Source organism: Phaeobacter sp., assembly GCF_022825805.1.
Classification (GTDB): Bacteria; Pseudomonadota; Alphaproteobacteria; order Rhodobacterales; family Rhodobacteraceae; genus Phaeobacter.
Genome location: NZ_JAJDWC010000138.1, coordinates 1 through 21466, shown reverse-complemented (window position 1 = coordinate 21466; position 21466 = coordinate 1). Strand labels below are relative to the sequence as shown.

Below are 21466 nucleotides of genomic sequence, written 5' to 3'. Positions count from 1 at the left end.
GATCATTTCAGCGACATCGGTACCGGTGAAAAGTTCACCGATGAGTTCATTCGTTTGCGTTGTCATAATTCCCCCAGAACAAAAAACACCGCTGCCGATTGGAACCAGCGAACTGTTGATTTCCGAACAGCCTGCCGACGGCATGCGGGTGACGTTGGGTAAACTGCCGCAAGGGCCACAATTTAGTCAAATTGTATGAAGCGGCTTCGCCCTTTTGTGATCATCTTGTGATCAGAGCGACGTGCAGATCAAAAAATTATCTTTTAATTACTGAATACTAAATCAAAATAGATTGGCACAGATACCGTTTCTCAAGTGGAGCCAATCGCTCAAATTTAATTTGATTTTATCAAATGTAAGAACGACAACTAAGGCACGACATCGGAGGATTGTGGCGAAATCGAGGCAAATACCATCCTTCGCGATTCGACCTGGGACGCCGCTCAGGGGGATGGACGGCGCCCGCAAATCTCACAAAGTGAGCTGTTTCAGCCTGCCCGCGCGACGATGGCCTGCGACAGGACGCACATCAGCTCGAACATCAGCGACACACCAAGCCAAGCGGTGCCACCGGTTTCATCAAACGGTGGTGCGACTTCGACCAGATCGGCGCCGATCAAATTGATACCTGCCAATTCCCGAATGACCTGCTGGGCCTGGAAACTATTTGGCCCGCCAATTTCTGGCGTGCCCGTGCCCGGCGCGTAGGCGGGATCGACGAAATCAATATCATAGGTGCAATATGTCGGATGCGCGCCAACGATCTCGCGCACTTCTGTCATGACATCCGCGATGCCGCGGTCAAACAGCTCTTCGATGCGAATGATCCGGATGCCCTGATCCTCACCCCATTCGATGTCTTCGGTGTTGTAAGCGGTGCCTCGTATCCCGATTTGCACAAACCGGTGTGGATCCACCAACCCTTCCTCGACAGCCCGTCGAAACGGTGTCCCATGGGTGAATTTGCACCCCCCAAAATAGCTGTCGAACAAATCCGTATGACTGTCGAACTGGATCAACCCGACCGGTCCGGCAGCTGCCAACGCACGCAGGATCGGGAGCGAAACAAGATGATCACCTCCCGCCGTCATTGGCGTGATCTTCTGCGCAACCAAAGCCTCGTAAAAGGAGGTGATCCGTCCCAAGTTGTCTTCGATATCAACTGGGTTTGGCGGCACATCGCCCAGATCAGCACAGTTGACGGAAGCGAAGGGATTGATCCCCGTCACAGGATTCATCGCCCGTATCATTGAGGAATAATCCCGCAGCTGTCGCGGGCCATGGCGGGCCCCGGCCCGATTGGTGGTCCCCCCATCCCACGGCACACCGATGAGCCCCATCTGAACATCACCAAAACGCGGATGATCTGGCTGAAGCGATGGCAACCGCATAAAGCTCGGCACACCAGCAAAGCGTGGCATCTCCATTGCGGACACCGGTTGAAAGAACTCGTCAGCCGTTTGTGTCATGCAGTCGCTCCCATTTTGACATTCTCTGCGATCATGGAGATCATCTCAAACATGATGGCAGAAGCGGTCAATGCCGTGATTTGGTTTGGACTGTCCTTTGTTGGCATCATGCAGACGATATCGCCCCCAACGATGTTCATGCCGCGGACCGCGTGCAAAAGCGCGACGGCCTCATCGATGTCAAAACCCTTTTCTCCGGGCTCCAGATTAGACACAGCTGGCGCAATGGAGGGGTCGAGGCAATCCAGATCAAACGTGATGTAAACGGGTCGCCCCGCCATCACCTCTTGGATCTGCGAGACCACATCAGCAATACCGCGTTTGCGGAACTCCTTCATGGTGACGATGTTATAGCCGTATTCATAAGACGGCTCCAGCCAGTCCAATGTCCGCGCATGCCCCCGCAAGCCGATCTGCATGGAATGGTGCGGGTCCACTTTGCCTTGATCGGCAAGATACGCCCCCCAATGGGCTGCCGATTTCTTCGCCCCCAAAAAGTGGTCAACCTTGGTGAAGACATCCGTATGAGCATCAAAGTGGAGAAAACACACCGGTGCACCCTGGGTGATCTGGCCGCAGCCGATGGCCTGAACAATGCCACCGGTAATGGAATGGTCTCCCCCGATGGACACTGGTCTGGCCCCAGCGGCATCGATGGTCTGGTAAAACCGGGTGATCTGCTCAATGCAGTCTTCGTTGTCATTGGCACGCGGAAACGGCACATCACCCACATCCGCGATCCGCGCGGCCTCCCATGGGTTCAGTTGAAAATCCCCATGCATCCGGCGGCCCACCGCAGACACATTCCTCAGCGCCCGTGGCCCCAAGTGCTGATCCCGCTCTGTGGTACCATTGCCAGTCGAATGCGGCACGCCCACAAGCGCGATATCCTGCCCATCGGGGCCTTCGTTTGGGCAGCGAAACAGTGTCGGAACACCCCACCAATAGAGATTCTCCATCATGGAGGTCAAATGCGCATCAGCCATTTCATGTCTTTCGTTGAGTTGAGAAAAAATGCCCCGACGCACCACCTGATCGCCGGGGCAGTTGGGAGATGGTCAACCGTCGCCAGCACGCCTGCGATAGGCACCCTGGGCGATACGGTCGATCACCATTGCACAAAGCAGGATTGCAATTCCGCCCAAGAGCCCTTGCCCCTTCGCCGCATATTGCAGCGCTTCCAAGATCAGCGCGCCCAATCCTTCGGCACCGATCAGCGAGGCAATGACCACCATCGACAGGGACATGAGGATGGTCTGATTGATGCCCGTCATGATGGAGGGCAGCGCCAAAGGCAGCTCAACATTGAACAGCAATTGCCGCCGCGAACATCCAAACGCGATTGCCGCCTCTTTTGTGGCCTCTGGAACACCACGCATGCCCAGCGCGGTCAGGCGAATGACCGGCGGCATTGCAAACACCAGCGTGGCCAACACACCTGGCGGCTTACCGGTCCCGAAAAAGGCGATGATTGGGATCAGATAGACAAAGGCAGGCATGGTTTGCATGAAATCCAGCACCGGTTCTGCGATTGCATAGGCCCGTTTTGATTTCCCGAACCAAATCCCCAAGGGGACACCGATCACCACACATAGAAAGGCACCAGCGCCGATCAAAGCCACAGTGATCATGGCCAGCTCCCACAGCCCCATGAAGGCGAGATATGCCAAAGCCGCCGCTGTGAAAATCGCAACCCGTGACCCAGCCAGCCGCAGGGCCAAAACAACTGTCACGAACATCACAACGGGCCAGGGCGTTTGGATCAACACAACTTCGAGACCGTCAAGACCCCAGCGTATGACGGCAGTAACACCATCAAAGACATCCCCGAAATTCGCCGCCAGCCAGTCAAACCCCGCATCGCCCTTTTTCGACAAAACGGCAAAATACTCTTTGCCGACCGGAAACTCGGTTATGGGCAACCGCGTGCCAAACAGACCGCCGGTCAGCGCTGACAGCACCTCATCAGGTTTGGCGACAGTGAACCGGATCAGGGTTAGAGGCCAAATCCCCAATAACGCAACAGCTCCGAACAGTAGACTCCGGTTGCTGCGGCCGGACTGCACCTTCTGTCCGGATCGCCAGCGCAAATATTGAGCCTCATAGGCAATATTGGCGTAGAACCCTTCGGCCAGTTTGATCACGAGCAAAAGCAAAAGACCGGCACCAAGGATCGTAAGCGCGGTGCTGTTCGCCGCAGTCGCCGCCTCAAACGCTTTGTCAGCAGCAGCCTGCAGATTATCTGCAATTTTCTGCTTTGCCGCCGCGCCCGCAGCATCTCCTGCCGCCGCCAGTTCAGCCGCTTGCGCCTCACGCTTTGCGATATTGTCCAGCAGGCGTTCGTAGCGGGTCAGCTGTTCGGCACCCAACTCGCCCCATAGCCCTCTGCCGATCTGCACAAACGCAAACAACTCAAGCATCAGGAACACCCAGAAGAAGCCCCAAACCCCGCGCGCAGCCCCCCATAACGGTCCAAAAATGGCCGCCAAAGTGTTCCAGGATCCGGCAAATCCGGTTTTGCCCTGAATGCGCTGAAATTCGCGTTGGTAGTAGAAGGGGCTGTCACCTGCGAAAACCGCAATATCGCTCTGCCCCTGCTGAGGCTGTGTTGTGGTATCTTTCATGCCTTGCCTCCCTGTATGCCCTTCAGCAGGGTGGCCCGGTCAACAACGCCGATATCTGCACCATCGTCACCAGTGATGACGATCACATTTTCCGTCGATGTCGCGATATCGATCAGTTGATCCAGATCTGTCCCATGATGCGCCCTTGGGCTTTCTTCAAAATTCACAGGTCGGGTTGGCCGATAGTCCGCCAAAGGCACCATGATCGAATGGGCAAAGACCAACTTCAGCTTTGAAATGCCTTCGACAAAATCGCGCACATAGCTGTCGGCTGGCCGGGTGACGATCTCTTCTGGCGTGCCGATCTGTACGATCCGCCCGTCTTTCATGATCGCGATGCGGTTGCCGATGCGGATCGCTTCGTCCAAGTCATGGGTGATGAAGGCTGTCGTTTTGTTCAGCTCTGCGGACAGCTGCATGAATTGATCCTGCAACTGCCGACGGATCAACGGATCAAGGGCCGAAAACGGTTCATCCATCAGCAACACATCCGGATCGGACGCCAAAGCTCGCGCCAACCCGACCCGCTGCTGCATCCCGCCAGACAATTCTCGCGGGAAGCGGTCTTCGAACCCCGTCAGGTTCACCCGGTCCAAACAGCGCTGCGATACCTCCCAGCGGGTCGATTTCGGCTCACCTCGGACCTGCAGCGGAAAGCCGACATTGTCGCGAACGGTGCGGTGCGGCAGCAAAGCCATGTGCTGGAACACCATGCCGATGTTCATCGCCCGCATCTCGCGTAACTGCGCTTGGGACAGATCCAGCATATCTCGCCCCATCACCGAAATGGCGCCTGCGGTTGGTTCAATCAACCGATTGAGATGCCGGACCATGGTGGATTTGCCGGAGCCGGACAGCCCCATGACGCAAAAGATCTCACCCCGCTTCACTTCAAAGGAGACATCTGCGATTCCGACCACGCATTTGAACTCCTCCAGCACCTCTGCCTTTCCCAATCCGCGACTGCGCACTGCGGCCATAGCTGCGTCAGCATTGGACCCGAATATTTTCCAAACGCCATCAAGCGCGATTACTGTATCTGTCATGAATTCCGTCTCCGGATACCCCGGTTCATCAGGCAGGCAACAGCGCCGCCCACCTGACCTGTCTTGTCGCGATGCGGATTACTGGAACCAGGAGTCGACGAGATCAGCGTTTTCCGCGACCCATTCCTGAGCGAAATCGGTGGGATCCTTGCCCTCAACCGACAACGCGTAGACAACGGCATTCACCTGCTCGGTTGTGAGCTGAACCCGGCTCAGCATGGCAGCCGCCTCTGGCTGGGTCTCCGCCAATTCGGTGGCATAAAACACATGCAATTTTGCTGCGTCCCAGGCCGTGGACGCGGTGGAGTTCGCCAGCCAGTTGGGATCATCTGTGGGCTGCTTTACCGACCAGCTGGCCGCGTCATGGGCGGGCTCACTCAGCGGCACAAGATCATAGAGCGAGAACATGTGATGCGGCGTGTAGCAAAAGAAGACGATGTTGCGTCCCTGCGCAGTGGCATTGCCAACCTGAGCCAGAGCCAACGTTTCATCCATTTCAACCAATGTCATGGTCTCTGCGTAACCATACGATTTAGCCCGAATCTTCTCGATATTGGTTGATGCCCAGCCTGCCGCACCGATCCAGATTTCGCCGCGACCGTCACCATCGCTGTCGAACTGCGCCGCCATTTCGGGGTCCGTCAGGTCCGACAGGGCGGAAATACCTGTGCGCTCTTGGGTGTCCTTGGTGACGCACATCTGTTGGTCGGACAGAACCGCATTGGGATTAAACATCACCGTCCCCTTGCCGGTCACAAAGGTATCATGAAGGTTCTGCTGATTGGGCAACCAGACCTCCGGATGTACGTGCATGGCACCAGAATCCATGGCTTCGAAAATCACCGGATTGGTGCCGTTTTGCATTTCGACCTCCAATCCCAGATTTTCCTCCAACGCTACCTTCAGAATATAGGCAGTGCCGCGGACCGAGGCCCAGTTGGGCACGCCGATGACCAAATCCTGGGCCACTGCCGCACCGCCAATCGCGCTGGCAAACAGCGCCGCGGAAAAAGTCTGCATGAGTTTCATTCTCGTCTCCCTTTGGTTTGATCACGTGTTTTTTGTGTTCCGCGGTCGGCCCGTGATCAAAACACAGCCGCAGGTGTATCAATGGAAAGGATTTGCCCGATCACCATGCACAGCACCGGAACGCCCGGGGGCTGAACATTGGACGGGGCTCAAAACGGCCTACGCATCCTCGCGGTGGAGGGCCTGGCTCAGGCAATGGACACCGCCACCGCCAAGGGTGAACATCGACATATCAGGGTCGTAGACCTCGAACCCGAGCGCCTGCATCTTGGCGTTCAAATCCTTTGCACCCGCCATGGAGAGGACCTTGCCGTTGCCCAGGGCAACCAGATTGACGCCCAGGTTCTTTGCTTCGCGGTATGAGACATCGACAATCTCGATCCCCCATCCCTTGACGACATCCACGAGCCAGGGCTCCATCGCATCGATACAGGCAACAACGAGCTTTTCAGCCAGCGGCACAATCAAGCCATCCATATGGACGAATTCGCGGCTGATCGGAGCCACCACCGCCTCCCAGCCCTCTGCCTGCAGAAACTCCGCAACCTGCTCTGTTCCCGCCTGCTCCGAACGTTCACCGCAATAGCCAAGCAGCACCCTGCCCGGCTCAATGATGTTGAAATCACCGCCCTCGAAATGTCCTGCGGTCGCGAATTTCCAGATTGGGATATCGTTGTCCTGATAGAATTTAATCGCCGTCGCATAATCCGCACGGCGGCATTTCAATTGCATATGACAGATGAGTGCGCCCCAAGGCGTCATCGCAGAACTGTCCCGCGCAAAGAAATTGCGGTGCAGAACCTCATCACTGTCCAGGTAGTGACAGGTCACACCTGCCTCTTCATAGATCGACACCATTTCGGAGTGCTGTTTCATCGCCAGTTGCAGATCGAACTGAACGCCGGTCTTATGAGCGTTGGCCAACGTGCGACCGATCAAGGGCCCGGCATCGACCCATTGAAAATACTCCGGCCGGCCCAACAGAACATCGGTCAGCCGTGCATAATCATTGTTAATTCCCCAACGCGTCGACGTCGCATTGCTCGCATCCATATTGCCAACCTCCCACTGGTTCCGGCGTGAGGGCAGCTTTGGACAGATATTTGTTTTATTAAATTACAAATTAAGGGACTTAACTTGCATATACATACAGGTATAGTCGCGCTATGTTGCCACCTGCGTTTTCCAAAACCGACCTCCATTTGCTCTATGTTTTCTGCGTGGTCGTAGAGGCGAGAGGCTTCTCTGCTGCGCAAATCGTCTTGAACGTCTCCGCATCGACCATTTCCCGCCAAATCTCCGATCTGGAAACACGGCTTGGTATGCGGTTGTGCCAACGCGGCCGCAAAGGCTTTCGCCTGACGGACAAGGGGGAAATCGTCTATGCCGCATCGTTCAAACTGTTCGCAGCACTGGACAAGTTTGGGGAAACCGTCGACGGCACCCGCGGCAAGCTGGTCGGCCGACTGAGCGTCGCCGCCATCGATAACTGGGTCTTCAACAGCGAAGCACCGGTGACAAAAGCACTGGCAGAGTTCACCCGTATTGCGCCAGACGTGGCCATCGAACTGCATTCCATCGCACCCGATGACATCGAAATGGCCGTTCAGGATGGTCAGGCGACGCTTGGCGTTGGGGTGTTTCACAAACATAAGCCCGGACTGATCTACGAAACCATCGGCATCGAACGCATTGGCCTTTACTGCGGTTGGGGCAACGCGTTGTTTGATGCACAAAGCGAGGCCGACATCACCGCTCTGCTGCCAGAGGCCAATTTCTGCAAACGCGCCTATCTGAACGAAGACATCGTTGCACCGGTGTCGCGTGGTTTGCGGTCAAACGCCACCGCCCATCAGATCGAAGGCATCGCCATGCTGGTCCTTACGGGCAGCTATATCGGCTACCTGCCAGAGAGTTTTGCTGACATCTGGGTCAAAGACTCGCGAATGCGCTCTGTCGGGGATGGCATGTTTGATCTGAACTCGGAAATCAAACTGGTCTATCGGCGTGGTGAGGAACCCAATCTGGTCACCAAAACCTTCATGGATCTGCTTCGAACCTCTGCGACGGGCCTTCATGACGGGCCAGCAGAATCACAAACATCCGCAGAAAACGACCCCTCAGAACTCTGACAGCGACGCGCTGCAACATTTACACAACCACGCGGCACCCTACCTGTGCTGGGCAGAAAAGGAGTGGCGACATGCTTCAGGATAAGAAATCGGAAACCGATGCAGAACGGCAAAAAGCGCTGTTGAAAAGATTGGTGTCAGAGCTGAGTGCGCAACATCCCGATCTCTACTATCAACCCACAAGCCTGGTCGCCCGACTGATCCGGGAGCAGATAGAGCAGGGTAAAACGCTGAACCAGGACGAACGCAAACTGATGAGCCGCCTGAAATCTCGTGACATTGAGGTGCTGCTGAGCCTCCATTAGCGGGGCTGATATGCGGATCATTTCGAATACAGTGCCCTGAGCCTTGCCAGATCGGCGGTGACATCGCAGTCTGCAGCAAAAGCAGATGACCGCAGCACTGCTGTGAACTGGTTTGCACCGCGCCAGGAGGCCCGCCCGATGATCCCACCTCTGTTTGATCTCCCGCCCAACCCAATCATTCCCGTCGTAGGCATGGGATCCGGGTTTCCGGTGGGCCGCATCTTTTGTGTTGGTCGCAACTACGCCGCCCATGCCGCAGAAATGGGGGTCGACGTAGACCGAGAGCGCCCGTTTTACTTCACGAAATCCGCGAGCCATGCCGTATTGAGCGGAGCTGAACTGCCCTACCCGCGCGGAACCGAGAATTTTCACCACGAAATCGAACTGGCCGTGGCTCTGGGGGCGCCGCTCGACGATCTGACAGATGCAGCCATCCAATCGGCAATCTTTGGCTATTGCACCGCATTGGACATGACCCGGCGGGATCTGCAATTGCGCGAGCGCCAGAAACAACGCCCCTGGAGTCTGGGCAAAGATCTCGAAGGCGGCGCTGTGTTTGCACCAATCACCTCGGCAGCGGAATGGACGCCAACGGACGACACTCACATCTGGCTAAATGTAAATGGCGATCAGCGTCAGACCGCCCGATTGGGTGATTTGGTTTGGTCGATCACAGATCTGATCCGACATCTGTCAGGGTATTATCGCTTACAAGCAGGCGATGTTCTCCTAACCGGCACGCCGGCTGGGGTTGGCCCCGTGATCGCCGGAGACACGCTGACAGGTGGCATCAACGGTCTGTCTGACATTGCTCTGACAATCACCAACTCAGCATGAGATCAAAGCGTATCGATATTTTTCTTGCGTCTATATTTTTGTAACGTATTTTTGTTTCGAAATTCGCCGTGAATTGATGGCCACTGACAAATGATGCCGCTGAAATGCATAATCATCAGTTGATGGTTACAAATGCACCTAATAGCTGGAAACAGGGGCATGAGACGAACAGACTGTCAGTGATCGGCCTTGTGCCTAGGGTGCAGTATTTAAGTGTTAGCATTCGCAGTATGTTGCGGTGCCAAAAGAAAGTTCAGACTAGGGGCGCTGTGGCGCACACAGGACAATACGCACCGCACGAAACGGACTGTGCGAAACATACAGGGCAAACCACACAAGACATAAGGTCAAAGGGAGGAAAAGATGACCACACGTAGAAAACTGTTAGGCGCCGCCGGGGCAATGGCCCTCGTCGCCATGAGCGCCACATCTGCGGTGGCCCAAGAGGTGACTCTGAAGCTGCACCAGTTTCTGCCGGCACAGGCAAATGTTCCAAAGCTGATCCTTGATGTCTGGGCCGACAAGGTCGAGGCCTCCTCCGACGGCCGTATCAAAATTGATCGCTACCCGTCGATGCAGCTTGGCGGCAAACCACCGGAGTTGATGGATCAAGCAATCGATGGTGTCGCAGATATCGTCTGGACCGTGGTGGGATACACCCCGGGTCGCTTCCCCTCGACCGAGGTCTTCGAACTTCCCTTCATGATGACAAATGCGCGTGCCGCATCCCATGCCTATTGGGAAATGTTTGACGAACACATGAAGGACACGGAATTCAAGGACGTCAAAATCCTTGGCACTTGGGTGCATGGCCCCGGCATCATTCACACCTCCGGACCCGTTGAAACACCCGCAGATCTGCGCGGCATGAAGATCCGTGGCGGGGGCCGTTCGGTGAATGCGCTGTTGACCGAACTGGGCGCAACCCCGGTTGGCATGCCGGTTCCGGCAATCCCCGAAGCGCTCTCCAAAGGTGTGATCGATGGCACCACCATCCCTTGGGAAGTTACCGCCGCTTTGAAGGTGCCGGAGTTGGTGGACAACCACACCGAATTCACCGGGCGCGCGCTTTACACGCTCACGTTCGTGCTGGCGATGAACAAAGAGAAATACGAAAGCCTGCCAGACGACCTGAAGAAAGCCGTTGATGAAAATTCCGGGCTGGAATTCTCCGTCTTTGCCGGTGGCACCATGGCGGATGCCGATGATCCATCGCGCGAGATCGCGCTGGACGAAGGCAACAATGTCATCACCTTGGACGCCGATCAAACCGCAGTTTGGCGCGAGGCAGCACAGCCAATCTATCAGCAATGGCTTGATGATATGTCCTCCAAGGGTATCGATGGCGAAGCCCTACTGGAGCAGGCAACCGGCCTGATCGAAAAATACTCAGCCCAATATAACTAAAGGGCTGCAGGGACGGCGGATCTGCGCTTTGATCAGCGTGGATCCGCCTCACCCAAAAAGGACTGGACTATATGCATATGCTAATGATGAGGTTGGCCAGAAGCATGGCTGTCCTCGGCGGGACGGTGCTGTCGCTCCTGATCCTGCTGACCTGCCTGTCCATCGTGGGGCGATTATTGAATGGCGGGCTTCACGGTGCGGTCATGCAGAGCATTGCCCCCGGCCTATCAAACTGGCTTCTCGACATCGGGATCGGACCGATCAATGGCGATTTCGAACTTGTTGAGGCCGGTGTGGCTTTCGCCATCTTTGCCTTTTTGCCACTTTGTCAGATCACTGCCGGTCATGCGTCGGTGGATATCGTCGCAAACAGTTTCCCCCAGATCGTCAAACGCGGGCTCCGCATGATCACCGAGTTGGTATTTGCAGCGGTGCTGATCCTGATTGCGCTGCGTCTTGGCGCCGGAACACTGAGCAAGTTTCAAAACGGCGAAACGTCTTTCCTGCTCGAATTTCCAGTGTGGTGGGCCTATGCCGCCAGCCTTGTCGCCGCCAGCGTGGCCGCCATTGTTGGCACATATATGGCGGCCATCCGTTCGATAGAATTTGCAACCGGCCGCATCCTGATTTGGGATGGCGTGGAGGGTGAACAGTGACCGCTCTGGAAATCGGGATCGCCTCCTTTCCCGTCTTGATGACTTTGATTTTTCTTCGGGTGCCGATCGGCCTCGCCATGTTTCTGGTGGGTCTCGTCGGTCTGATTATTGTCACGGACGGAACGCAAGTCGCCTTTGGCAGGTTGAAAAGCGAGACCTACACCACGTTCTCCTCTTATTCGCTCACGATTGTGCCGATGTTCCTGTTGATGGGCCATTTTGCAACTCTCGGCGGCATGTCCACCGCTTTGTTCAAAGCCGCAGAGGGGTTCCTGGGTCACAAAAAGGGCGGTGTCGCAATGGCGGCCATCGGGGCCTGTGCGGGGTTTGGCGCCATCTGCGGCTCGTCGCTCGCAACCGCAGCCACCATGGGCCGTGTCGCCCTGCCCGAATTGCGCAACTATGGCTATGCTGGTGGCTTTTCCTCGGCAACATTGGCTGCTGGCGGAACGCTGGGGATTTTGATCCCGCCCTCGGTAGTGCTGGTGATCTATGCCATTCTGACCGAACAGAATATCGCCAAGCTCTTTCTCGCGGCCTTCATCCCGGGGCTGCTTGCTGCGATGGGATATGTCATTGCGATCTCGATCTATGTGCGCGTCTTTCCTGGCAGCGCAGGCACGCGCCCTCCCATCCCATGGGCCGAACGCTTCGCCGCACTAATCCAGGTTTGGCCAGTTCTACTGGTGTTCGGGCTTGTGGTGGGCGGCATCTATCTCGGGTGGTTCACCCCAACAGAAGGTGCTGCGGTTGGCGCATTGGGCACTGGATTAATCGCTTGGCTAAACGGTGGTCTGACACGAACCTCACTGACTGACAGCTTCATGGTGACCGCCCGCTCGACCGCCATGATCTTTTTTATCGTGCTCGGCGCTGGGTTCTACAATGGCTTCCTGGCACTCACCAAAGTACCGCAAGAGCTTGCAGATTTTGTCGTCTCGCAGGGACTCAGCCCCTGGCTGGTGCTCACGCTGATCCTCGTGTTCTACCTGGTGTTTGGGTGCTTGATGGACAGCCTGTCGATGATCCTGCTGACCATTCCGATCTTCTATCCCGTCATTTCTGTGATGGACTTCGGCCTCGTAAACCTGCCAGCCATGCAGGCCGAGGCCGCGATGGAAGTCCTGAAGGCGGGTGTGCCTCAGGGCATGGGGGCCGAAATGCTCGCCTCGATACAAGAGGCCATTGCATCAGGCACAGAGCTGACCCGCGAACAAATGAAAGAGCTGGGCATCCGGGTAACGCGCGGCATGGCCAACCGGTTGGAGACTGAATATGTGGCGATCTGGTTCGGCATCTTGGTTCTGATCGTCGTCGAGGTGGGCCTGATCACGCCGCCCGTCGGCATGAACCTGTTTGTGATCAATGCAATGGACCGCACCACCCGCATGATCGACACCTACAAAGCCGTCTTGTTCTTCGTGGCTTCGGATCTGATCCGGGTGGTGATTCTGGTGGCGTTCCCCGTGATCACACTGCTGCCGCTGATGTTGATGAGATAGGGAACCATCTAAACCAAGGCCCTTCCGCAAATGCGGGAGGGCCTGCTATTGCGGCTCTCGCAACCAGCCCTGCGCAAAAGCAACGCGATCAAGCCCTGCAAACCGGGCGACCCGGTCCAATTCCGCCTCAAGTCTGCTTTGCCGAGCGGATGACCAACGCACCGCAGGTTCTGGCCAAACCGCTGTCACCTGCAACACACCAGTCTGACGCTGCGCCTTCATATCGATGCGGCCGATCAACCGTGCTTTTTCCATCAATGGAAAGACGTAGTAGCCGTAGCGCCGTTTTGGTGCCGGGGTGAACACCTCAATCCGGTAGTGAAACCCGAACAGGCCTTCTGCCCGCTTGCGATCGCGCAACGCAGGATCAAACGGGCTCAACACGCGCATACGCCCCGGCGGATCTGGCAAATCAGCGACGGTGTCCAGCGCCTCGGGACGTGCAAACACCCGTCGGCAGCGGCCATCTGCCAGCTCGATATCCACGGCTTCAATGCGCCCATCTGCCTGCGCACGTTTACACCAAGCAGCGCATTCAGCCGGTGTGGCGGTGGCCCAGAATGCCGCCAGCTCGCCTGACGTTGCAAACCCGAGCCGGTCGAGCGCGTTGTCGCACAACCAATCAATGCTCTCTTGTGGATCGGGCGACTGCTCGCCTGGCAGCAGCTGCTGATCGATCACCCGCTCAGTCAGGTCATATTGCTTCTGAAACCCGCGCCGCCCGACAACCGCAAGCGCACCAGAACGCCAAAGATACTCCAGCGCTGTTTTGGAGGGATGCCAATCCCACCATCCACCGGTGCCCTTCTTTTCATCCCGCCCAACATCGGAGGAGCTTACGGGACCGTGGTCGCGAATATGGTCCAAGACGTGCTGAAACTTCGCTTCATATCCATCCCGGTGCCAATTGCGATATCGCTGACGCAGCACCGCAGCATCCCTTTGAAACCGCAGATGCCAATGGGGGTAAAACGCCATCGGAACCACCGCCGCATCATGAGTCCAATGCTCAAACAGACGTTGGTCGCGCTCATACAGGGATTTCAACGCCGACGGCCGATAGCGGGGCCTGCGTGAATACAGGATCATGTCATGAGCGCGCGCAACGGTATTGATGCTGTCCAATTGGACAAACCCAAGACGCGTGATCAGCTCTGCCAGCGCATCCCCATTGGCCGCGCCGCTTGGCGGCTCCAACAAGGCATGGCGCTGCAAAAACAGCTTTCGCGCGGCGCGATTGTCCAGCCGCGCAACAGCCATCAGCGTCGCTTCAGCGTATCGCCATAGGTGATCGTCGGTGTGAGGGTGACATGTTTGGTCACCTCTTCCTCGGGATTGTCCAACTGCGCCGCGATGATTTCAGCCGCTTGGCGGCCAATTTCTGTCCGACACGCATCCATTGTGGCCAACTGCCTGGGCAAGCCAGCCAGCAATTCCACACCATTGAAGCCCGCCAGCCCGATCTGACCAGGGATATCAATATTCTGATCCATCAGATAGAGCATCCCACCTGCCCCAATCATATCGTTGGAATAATAGAGGAAATCCAACTCCGGCGAGCGTTTCAGCATGTCCTCGGTCATCTCGCGCCCCTTGGCCAGCGCAGAACCGCCGGAATAGAAAGCGCGATCCATGATCTCCACGCCCTCTTTGGCAAGCGCCTCGGTGAAGCCTTCAAAGCGTTTGCGGGCGCGGTGATCGAGCGGCATTTTAGTGCCCATGAAGCCAATATTGCGATATCCGGCTTTGAGAATGGCCTTGGCCATTTCCCGCCCGGCGCGCCGATGCGAAATGCCCACCATCGCATCGACAGGCTTGCCATCGGTGTCCATGATCTCAACCACCGGAATACCGGAGGCATTCAGCATGGCGCGCGCAGCTTCGGTATGTTCAAGGCCCGCAATAATCACACCAGACGGACGCCACGACAGCATCTCATAGAGAACTTTCTCTTCTTTCTCAGGCTGATAGTCCGTGACACCAACAACCGGCTGCAGATCGGTGTTCTCCAGGACCGAATTGATCCCTGTCAGCACCTCCGGAAACACCATATTGGACAGCGATGGGATGATCACAGCCACCAAGTTGACGCGGTTGGAAGCCAGCGCCCCTGCGATTTTGTTGGGGACATACCCCAAATCCTTCGCAGCGCTCAGCACCTTTTGGCGGGTTTTTTCCGACACATCGCCCCGGTTGCGCAAAACTCGGCTTACGGTCATTTCCGAAACGCCGGTGGCTTCTGATACATCACGCAGCGTGAGCGGGCGCTTGTTGTCGGTGGTCACGTCGATGGCCTCACATTGTTGTTGTATTGAGAGTAGCCCAGAGACCATATCCTGTACAATGGTGCGTACACGCCGCTGAATCCAATTCCTCAGGATTGTTTTGCCACAGGAGTTTTGTTATCGCGTAAACACTTGGCCCAGATGGGGCCCCGTGGCTCAACTGGATAGAGCAGCCCCCTCCTAAGGGGCAGGTTGCAGGTTCGAATCCTGCCGGGGTCGCCAAGGGTGTCGGCCGGGCAGCGACTGATCAGCACTAGTCTGGTTTCTTTACCAGAACCGCGCGCACTTGCAGGTCTCCCCCAAACCAAACGCCTAAAAGGTTTCGCTGTCTTTGACAGATTGCATGGAAACATGGGTCGATGTGCTGCTGACATGCGGTAATGTGGATATGGTGCGCCCCAAGACTTCACGAAATGTGCGCATGTTCGAGGTCCGTATCTTGATCAGATAGTCAAAAGCACCGGCAATCATGTGACATTGCTCAACCTCCGGCACCTTGCTGACGGCGACATTGAAGGCCGACAGCGCGGCTTCGGTCGTATCCGACAGTTTGACCTCAACAAACGCAACTTGCTCGAGGTTGAGTTTGACCGGATTCAAAACCGCCTCGAACCCTAGAATAAATCCCTCTGCCATCAAACGTTTCAGCCGGACCTGGCAGGGCGTCTTCGACAATCCGACGCGGGCAGACAGCTCCGTAATCGGCAGTCGACCTTCCCGGCTGAGAATCCGCATAATCTCCTGATCGAAACGGTCTAATCGACTATCTTTTGGTGGTTTCACTTACCTATTCCCTCCAAATCAATCAAATAAGAAGTCAGATCGCCCAATCCTCACAACTCTTAAGGCAACATGCCTACCTCACTTTTGGTAGACTATTTTCCAAACTGCAAGATGCAGACGTTATTGGAGGACGGCCATGACAGGTCTGGCAAACATTCGGGAAGACATTCACAGCAACCATCTGCGCGACGAAGCCGAGGTGCTGGACACATTGGTGACGCAGGCCGCGATCTCTGCGCCCGTTCGTGCGGCGGCACAAAACCGGGCGGTGTCGCTGATCAAATCCATCCGGACGGATGACAAACCTGGCCTGATGGAGGTGTTTTTGGCGGAATACGGGCTGTCCACCAGCGAAGGCGTCGCCCTGATGTGTCTGGCAGAAGCGCTCTTGCGGGTGCCGGATGCGGACACGATTGACGCGCTGATCGAGGACAAGATTGCGCCATCGGCTTGGGGTCAGCATTTGGGCAACTCCTCCTCCTCCTTGGTGAACGCATCGACATGGGCGCTGATGTTGACAGGCAAGGTCCTGCAGGACGGCAACGGCGTTGTCGCCACGCTGAAAGGCGCGGTAAAGCGACTGGGCGAACCTGTCATCCGCGTCGCCGTTGGCCGCGCGATGAAGGAAATGGGCGCACAATTCGTCCTTGGCCAAACCATCGAAGAAGCCGTCGAACGTGGGAAGAAAAAGGAAGCACAGGGCTACACCTACTCCTACGACATGCTGGGCGAAGCCGCGCTGACCGCCGAGGATGCAAAGAACTTCTTTGTCGCTTATCAGGATGCAATCTCTGCGCTGGCAAAAGAATGCCGTTCCAAGGATATCCGCGAAAACCCGGGTATCTCGATCAAACTGTCAGCGCTGCATCCACGATATGAGGTGGGTCAAGCCGACCGTGTCATGGCGGAACTGGTTCCTCTGACGCTGCAACTGGCGCAACAGGCCAAAAATGCAGGCATGGGGCTGAATATCGATGCCGAAGAAGCCGACCGGCTTGATCTGTCGCTGGACGTGATCGAAGCGGTTCTGCGCGATCCATCCCTGGCAGGCTGGGATGGGTTTGGCGTTGTTGTTCAGGCCTATGGAAAACGCGCTTCATTTGTTCTGGATTGGCTCAACGCGCTGGCCTGCGAATTGGATCGCAAGATCATGGTCCGCCTCGTCAAAGGCGCCTATTGGGACACCGAAATCAAACGGGCGCAGGTCGAAGGCCTGGAGGGCTTTCCCCTGTTCACCCGCAAGGCCGCCACAGACGTCTCATATATCTGCTGTGCGAAAAAATTGCTCGGGATGAGCGATCGCATCTATCCTCAATTCGCTACCCATAACGCACATACCGTGGCTGCAATTCTGGAAATGGCCGAGGACAAGCGCAGCTTTGAATTCCAGCGCCTGCACGGGATGGGTGACTCGCTGCATGATCTGGTGCTTGATGGCGAAGGCACGCGCTGCCGCATCTATGCGCCGGTTGGGGCGCATCGCGATCTGTTGGCCTACCTCGTCCGCCGTCTGCTGGAAAACGGGGCGAACTCTTCGTTTGTGAACCAGATCGTTGATGAAACGGTGGCCCCACAAACAATTGCGGCCGACCCCTTTGAAGTCATCGCAACCCAAGCCCGCAGTTCCGCTGTGGTGTTGCCTGCGGATCTTTATGGCAGCGAGCGTCCGAACTCGCGTGGTTGGGATCTCCACAACCTCACCGATCTGGCAGAGATCGAACAGGCCCGCACCCCTTTTCACGCCACGCCATGGCATGTTGGCCCGATGATCGCCGGTGACGTGATTGGGGATCGTGTGCTGGATGTGGTCAATCCGTCGGACCATTCCGATCAGCTCGGAACTGCCAAACAAGCCTCCGCAGCCGACATGGAAACCGCGCTGACTGCCGCGTCACCCTGGACCGACACGGCGGCCACCCGCGCTGAGGTACTGCGAAAAGCTGCGGATCTCTACGAAGACAACTTTGGTGAGATCTTCGCCGCCCTGACCCGCGAAGCCGGCAAAACACCAATGGACGCGATTGCAGAACTGCGGGAAGCCGTTGATTTCCTGCGCTACTACGCGGCACGCGGAACCGAGCTGACAAACCCCGCGCGCGGCATTGTTGCCTGTATCTCGCCTTGGAACTTCCCTCTGGCGATTTTCACGGGCCAGATCGCAGCCGCGCTTGCGGCAGGCAACGGGGTTATCGCGAAACCGGCACAACCGACCACCATCATCGCCTCCATCGGTGTCCGGCTCATGCATGAGGCCGGCGTCCCGCGAACAGCCTTGCAGCTGACTCCTGGCCGCGGCTCTGTCGTTGGCGCACAGGTGACATCGGATCCGCGGATAAACGGCGTGTGCTTCACCGGTTCGACCCTCACAGCGCAGACAATCAACCGCGCCATGAGCCAGGACATCAATCCAGGCGCGCCCTTGATCGCAGAAACAGGCGGTTTGAACGCAATGATCGTCGATTCAACCGCTCTTCCGGAGCAAGCGATCAAAGACATCGTCGCCTCCGCCTTCCAATCGGCGGGGCAGCGGTGCTCTGCCCTGCGTATTCTGTATGTTCAGGAAGATGTCGCAGATGTCCTATTGAACATGCTCTATGGCGCCATGAACGAGCTGGTCGTGGGCAACCCGTGGGACCTGCGCACGGATGTGGGACCCGTGATCGACAGCGGCGCGCAACAGGAAATCCTGGACTACATCGAAACCGCCCGCCGCGAAGGCCGTGTTCTCAAACAGCTGTCCGCGCCCGCAACGGGCACCTTTGTCCCGCCAACCGTGCTGAGCGTATCCGGCATTGCGGACATGGAAAAAGAGGTGTTTGGCCCGGTCATGCATGTGGCCACCTTCAAAGCCTCCGAGCTGGATCAGGTCGTTGATGAAATCAACGCGACAGGCTTTGGCCTGACCTTCGGGATGCACTCACGCATTGATGACCGGATTGAACAGGTCACCTCCCGGATCAACGTGGGCAACATGTACATCAACCGCAACCAGATCGGCGCGATTGTCGGCTCGCAGCCCTTTGGCGGTGAAGGACTGTCAGGCACCGGCCCCAAAGCGGGCGGCCCGTCCTACGTCCGGCGTTTCACGCAAGGGGCGTCCAGCCATATCGCCGCAGAAACAGGCGCGCCTGCTGCATTGGTCAGGATCCAGGCCGCAATCGACGAAACGGACACGCCGTCGCGGATTGCGCTCAACACTACGGTGCTGCCCGGGCCAACCGGCGAGTCCAATGTGCTGTCCTCCTATGGGCGCGGCAAATTCCTATGCCTGGGCCCGACACTCGCAGCGGCCCAACAGCAGGCCGCAATCGCGCAGGCCCATGGATGCACCGCTGTCATCGTCGCCCCCGGCGCACAAGGTCCCGGCACCGCAGACGGTGTGATAGAGGCGTCAGTGCTGACGTCGATCAGCGGCATTGACGGCGTGGTTCACTGGGGTGCCGAGGCTGACCTGCGCGCACTGCGCCAGGCGCTTGCCGAACGCGATGGCGCTCTTGTGCCGCTGATCACCGAAGAAGATTTTGGTGATCGCTGCCTGCTGGAGCGTCACATCTGCGTCGACACAACAGCCGCCGGCGGCAACGCCAGCCTCCTGGCGGAGGTGAGCTGACACAACCGATACCCACGGTTGATCCCAGGGACCCCCTCTGGGATCACCTCTCTGCGTCACAGGCCAGTAGTCACAGGCCAGTATATGGCGCCACAAAGCGGATAGAGACCAGTGCAATGGCCGGTGAGATCACGGCCATTGCATCTTCGTTTGCCACGATGGCAGTCATCCTCAGATTTGATAGTGAGATCCCAATTCAGCGCGAGCGCATAGGCCTGCGCTGTGAATTGCCGTGCGTGCATACAGGACGCAAAGCACTGTGTCAGAAAAGATAAATAAAGCTGGCGAGGATCACACGCAGCAGCACGTCATCAGCGATACGACATTAAAAGTGAGTGCTACTTGGTCACACACGATGAAGATGCAACACTGTCGTGTGCGGCGCATAAACCAGTTTTAGGAGGAAGTGGTGAGCCGTGCAGGATTCGAACCTGCGACCCACTGATTAAAAGTCAGTTGCTCTACCAACTGAGCTAACGGCCCACTTCTTCGCTGCGATCTATCTGCTTTTCCCAGAGGGTACAACCAGTTATTTCGCTTTTTCAGTACGCTGCGATGTCGTGTGCAGCGTCCCGATAGGCGGCGTATTTAGGGATATGTGCTGAGACGGTCAACCCCTTTTTTCCAACTTTCTTGCGGCACGGCTGGATTCATTCTTGGCGGCAGTTTATATGCCCGGGATGACGTCCAGAACCCAACATAATTTGCCATTTATGAAGATGCATGGCCTCGGCAATGATTTTGTCGTGGTGGATGCACGCCATCAGGATCACACCATCACGGCCGCCTTGGCACAGGGTATCGCGCATCGTCAGATGGGCATCGGCTTTGACCAGCTGGCCGTCATCGAAAACGGGTCCGAAGACGCGCATCTGACGTTTTACAACGCTGATGGATCGACCTCCGGCGCCTGCGGCAATGCCACCCGCTGCATTGCCCGCCATCTGATGCAGCAAAGCGGCAAAACGGACCTACGGCTGACCACAGATCGCGGCCTGCTGCTGGCCAAAGACGGCGGTGACGGGCTGACCTCTGTCAACATGGGTCACCCACAACTGGATTGGCAGGACATCCCCCTGGCCGAACCGATGGACACGTTGACCCTGCCCATCGAAGGCGCACCAACAGCCACCGGCATGGGCAATCCGCATTGCACCTTCTTTGTCGAAGACGCGGAACTGATCCCGCTGGAAGAGTTCGGCGCCCGCTATGAACATCACCCACTCTATCCGGAGCGCACCAATGTGCAGGTCGCCCATGTCGTTGGCCCCGATCATCTGCGCATGCGCGTATGGGAACGCGGTGTGGGCATCACGCTGGCCTCAGGCTCGTCCTCCTGTGCCACGGCCGTTTCCGCCGCGCGCCGGGGCCTCACCGGCCGCAAGGTGCAGATCGATCTGGACGGCGGAACGCTCTGGATTGACTGGCAGGATGATGGGGTCTGGATGACCGGTCCCACAATGCATGTGGCAGATGGCAGCTTTACCGCCGAATTTCTCGAAAGCCTGTCCTCGTGACCGATGCGCCGCGTTTCACCACGCTTGGGTGCCGGCTGAACGCCTATGAAACCGAAGCGATGAAAGAGCTGAGCCAACAGGCCGGGCTCAAGAATGCGGTTGTGGTCAACACCTGCGCAGTGACCGTGTCGCTAACAAGCGATATGTCCGGTGTAGGTAACATGCGATCTGTCCGGTTTTATCATGTCTCCGAAAGGAGGCGTTATGAAGCGGACAGAAGTGTTACAGGAAGTTCGACTTATGAAGTTCGAAGACGTGTATTCG

General features: G+C 57.0%; 18 protein-coding genes, 2 tRNA genes and 1 pseudogene. 11 read left to right on the top strand and 10 right to left on the bottom strand.

Going from position 1 to position 21466, the window contains the following annotated elements:
• Positions 1 to 199 (top strand): hypothetical protein (locus Q0C28_RS15955; RefSeq protein ID WP_293577263.1); only part of this gene is annotated, 199 nt, incomplete at its 5' end.
• Positions 200 to 488: 289 nt separating this feature from the next.
• On the opposite strand, the gene Q0C28_RS15950 is transcribed toward Q0C28_RS15955, so the two are convergent.
• The 6 genes from Q0C28_RS15950 to Q0C28_RS15925 form a co-directional block, all read right to left on the bottom strand.
• Complete coding sequence (locus Q0C28_RS15950) at positions 489 to 1469, bottom strand: agmatinase (RefSeq protein WP_293577262.1); 981 nt, start codon at positions 1467 to 1469, stop codon at positions 489 to 491.
• The gene (locus Q0C28_RS15945; protein WP_293577261.1) at positions 1466 to 2455 is read right to left on the bottom strand and encodes an arginase family protein; all 990 of its coding nucleotides are present in this window, start codon (positions 2453 to 2455) and stop codon (positions 1466 to 1468) included. The genes Q0C28_RS15950 and Q0C28_RS15945 overlap by 4 nt, the downstream gene beginning before the upstream one ends.
• A gap of 72 nt (positions 2456 to 2527) precedes the next feature.
• A complete protein-coding gene (locus tag Q0C28_RS15940; protein ID WP_293577259.1) occupies positions 2528 to 4093 on the bottom strand; it encodes a proline/glycine betaine ABC transporter permease in 1566 nt (521 codons plus the stop codon).
• Positions 4090 to 5139 carry a glycine betaine/L-proline ABC transporter ATP-binding protein gene (locus tag Q0C28_RS15935; protein ID WP_293577257.1) on the bottom strand — a complete coding sequence of 350 codons (1050 nt, stop codon included), beginning with the start codon at positions 5137 to 5139 and terminating at the stop codon, positions 4090 to 4092. Before Q0C28_RS15935 ends, Q0C28_RS15940 begins: the two co-directional genes overlap by 4 nt.
• A gap of 78 nt (positions 5140 to 5217) precedes the next feature.
• Positions 5218 to 6168 carry a glycine betaine ABC transporter substrate-binding protein gene (locus tag Q0C28_RS15930; RefSeq protein WP_293577255.1) on the bottom strand — a complete coding sequence of 317 codons (951 nt, stop codon included), beginning with the start codon at positions 6166 to 6168 and terminating at the stop codon, positions 5218 to 5220.
• Positions 6169 to 6327: 159 nt separating this feature from the next.
• Complete coding sequence (locus tag Q0C28_RS15925) at positions 6328 to 7221, bottom strand: dimethylarginine dimethylaminohydrolase family protein (protein ID WP_293577254.1); 894 nt, start codon at positions 7219 to 7221, stop codon at positions 6328 to 6330.
• 113 nt (positions 7222 to 7334) lie between these two features.
• Between Q0C28_RS15925 and Q0C28_RS15920 the strand changes: the two genes are divergently transcribed.
• From Q0C28_RS15920 to Q0C28_RS15895, 6 genes are all read left to right on the top strand, one after another.
• Complete coding sequence (locus Q0C28_RS15920) at positions 7335 to 8300, top strand: LysR family transcriptional regulator (protein WP_293577253.1); 966 nt, start codon at positions 7335 to 7337, stop codon at positions 8298 to 8300.
• Between the two features lie 71 nt (positions 8301 to 8371).
• Positions 8372 to 8605 (top strand): hypothetical protein, encoded by a 234-nt coding sequence (locus Q0C28_RS15915; RefSeq protein WP_293577251.1) that lies wholly within the window; start codon positions 8372 to 8374, stop codon positions 8603 to 8605.
• 138 nt (positions 8606 to 8743) lie between these two features.
• Positions 8744 to 9442, top strand: coding sequence for a fumarylacetoacetate hydrolase family protein (locus Q0C28_RS15910; protein WP_293577249.1), 699 nt, complete (start codon positions 8744 to 8746; stop codon positions 9440 to 9442).
• Between the two features lie 363 nt (positions 9443 to 9805).
• Positions 9806 to 10849 (top strand): TRAP transporter substrate-binding protein, encoded by a 1044-nt coding sequence (locus tag Q0C28_RS15905; RefSeq protein WP_293577248.1) that lies wholly within the window; start codon positions 9806 to 9808, stop codon positions 10847 to 10849.
• Between the two features lie 71 nt (positions 10850 to 10920).
• Entirely contained in the window at positions 10921 to 11505 is a 585-nt protein-coding gene (locus Q0C28_RS15900) for a TRAP transporter small permease subunit (RefSeq protein WP_293577247.1), read from the top strand.
• Positions 11502 to 13007 (top strand): TRAP transporter large permease, encoded by a 1506-nt coding sequence (locus tag Q0C28_RS15895; protein ID WP_293577246.1) that lies wholly within the window; start codon positions 11502 to 11504, stop codon positions 13005 to 13007. The genes Q0C28_RS15900 and Q0C28_RS15895 overlap by 4 nt, the downstream gene beginning before the upstream one ends.
• Positions 13008 to 13052: 45 nt before the next feature.
• Here the strand turns inward: Q0C28_RS15895 and Q0C28_RS15890 are convergent, their stop codons facing one another.
• Positions 13053 to 14267 (bottom strand): crosslink repair DNA glycosylase YcaQ family protein, encoded by a 1215-nt coding sequence (locus Q0C28_RS15890; protein ID WP_293577245.1) that lies wholly within the window; start codon positions 14265 to 14267, stop codon positions 13053 to 13055.
• Positions 14267 to 15373, bottom strand: coding sequence for a LacI family DNA-binding transcriptional regulator (locus Q0C28_RS15885; RefSeq protein WP_293577265.1), 1107 nt, complete (start codon positions 15371 to 15373; stop codon positions 14267 to 14269). The genes Q0C28_RS15890 and Q0C28_RS15885 overlap by 1 nt, the downstream gene beginning before the upstream one ends.
• A 64-nt stretch (positions 15374 to 15437) precedes the next feature.
• On the opposite strand from Q0C28_RS15885, the gene Q0C28_RS15880 reads away from it, so the two are divergent.
• Positions 15438 to 15514: transfer RNA gene (locus tag Q0C28_RS15880), tRNA-Arg, on the top strand.
• Positions 15515 to 15604: 90 nt separating this feature from the next.
• Here Q0C28_RS15880 and Q0C28_RS15875 read toward each other — a convergent pair.
• Entirely contained in the window at positions 15605 to 16075 is a 471-nt protein-coding gene (locus tag Q0C28_RS15875; RefSeq protein WP_293577244.1) for an Lrp/AsnC ligand binding domain-containing protein, read from the bottom strand.
• A 136-nt stretch (positions 16076 to 16211) separates the two neighbouring features.
• On the opposite strand from Q0C28_RS15875, the gene putA reads away from it, so the two are divergent.
• Positions 16212 to 19685: a bifunctional proline dehydrogenase/L-glutamate gamma-semialdehyde dehydrogenase PutA gene (putA, locus tag Q0C28_RS15870; RefSeq protein ID WP_293577243.1), complete on the top strand. Its 3474-nt coding sequence runs from the start codon at positions 16212 to 16214 to the stop codon at positions 19683 to 19685.
• A gap of 407 nt (positions 19686 to 20092) precedes the next feature.
• On the opposite strand, the gene Q0C28_RS15865 is transcribed toward putA, so the two are convergent.
• Positions 20093 to 20168: transfer RNA gene (locus Q0C28_RS15865), tRNA-Lys, on the bottom strand.
• A 188-nt stretch (positions 20169 to 20356) separates the two neighbouring features.
• Between Q0C28_RS15865 and dapF the strand changes: the two genes are divergently transcribed.
• Both dapF and Q0C28_RS15855 read left to right on the top strand, forming a co-directional pair.
• Positions 20357 to 21202 (top strand): diaminopimelate epimerase, encoded by an 846-nt coding sequence (gene dapF / locus Q0C28_RS15860; protein WP_293577242.1) that lies wholly within the window; start codon positions 20357 to 20359, stop codon positions 21200 to 21202.
• Positions 21199 to 21466 (top strand): annotated as a pseudogene (locus Q0C28_RS15855) (hypothetical protein); the annotation flags it as partial. The gene dapF and the pseudogene Q0C28_RS15855, both read left to right, overlap by 4 nt.

Coding starts and splice junctions, on each gene's coding strand:
- Q0C28_RS15950 (WP_293577262.1), bottom strand. CDS start 1,469: ATGACACAAACGGCTGACGAGTTCTTTCAACCGGTGTCCGCAATGGAG.
- Q0C28_RS15945 (WP_293577261.1), bottom strand. CDS start 2,455: ATGGCTGATGCGCATTTGACCTCCATGATGGAGAATCTCTATTGGTGG.
- Q0C28_RS15940 (WP_293577259.1), bottom strand. CDS start 4,093: ATGAAAGATACCACAACACAGCCTCAGCAGGGGCAGAGCGATATTGCG.
- Q0C28_RS15935 (WP_293577257.1), bottom strand. CDS start 5,139: ATGACAGATACAGTAATCGCGCTTGATGGCGTTTGGAAAATATTCGGG.
- Q0C28_RS15930 (WP_293577255.1), bottom strand. CDS start 6,168: ATGAAACTCATGCAGACTTTTTCCGCGGCGCTGTTTGCCAGCGCGATT.
- Q0C28_RS15925 (WP_293577254.1), bottom strand. CDS start 7,221: ATGGATGCGAGCAATGCGACGTCGACGCGTTGGGGAATTAACAATGAT.
- Q0C28_RS15920 (WP_293577253.1), top strand. CDS start 7,335: ATGTTGCCACCTGCGTTTTCCAAAACCGACCTCCATTTGCTCTATGTT.
- Q0C28_RS15915 (WP_293577251.1), top strand. CDS start 8,372: ATGCTTCAGGATAAGAAATCGGAAACCGATGCAGAACGGCAAAAAGCG.
- Q0C28_RS15910 (WP_293577249.1), top strand. CDS start 8,744: ATGATCCCACCTCTGTTTGATCTCCCGCCCAACCCAATCATTCCCGTC.
- Q0C28_RS15905 (WP_293577248.1), top strand. CDS start 9,806: ATGACCACACGTAGAAAACTGTTAGGCGCCGCCGGGGCAATGGCCCTC.
- Q0C28_RS15900 (WP_293577247.1), top strand. CDS start 10,921: ATGCATATGCTAATGATGAGGTTGGCCAGAAGCATGGCTGTCCTCGGC.
- Q0C28_RS15890 (WP_293577245.1), bottom strand. CDS start 14,267: ATGGCTGTTGCGCGGCTGGACAATCGCGCCGCGCGAAAGCTGTTTTTG.
- putA (WP_293577243.1), top strand. CDS start 16,212: ATGACAGGTCTGGCAAACATTCGGGAAGACATTCACAGCAACCATCTG.
- dapF (WP_293577242.1), top strand. CDS start 20,357: ATGCCCGGGATGACGTCCAGAACCCAACATAATTTGCCATTTATGAAG.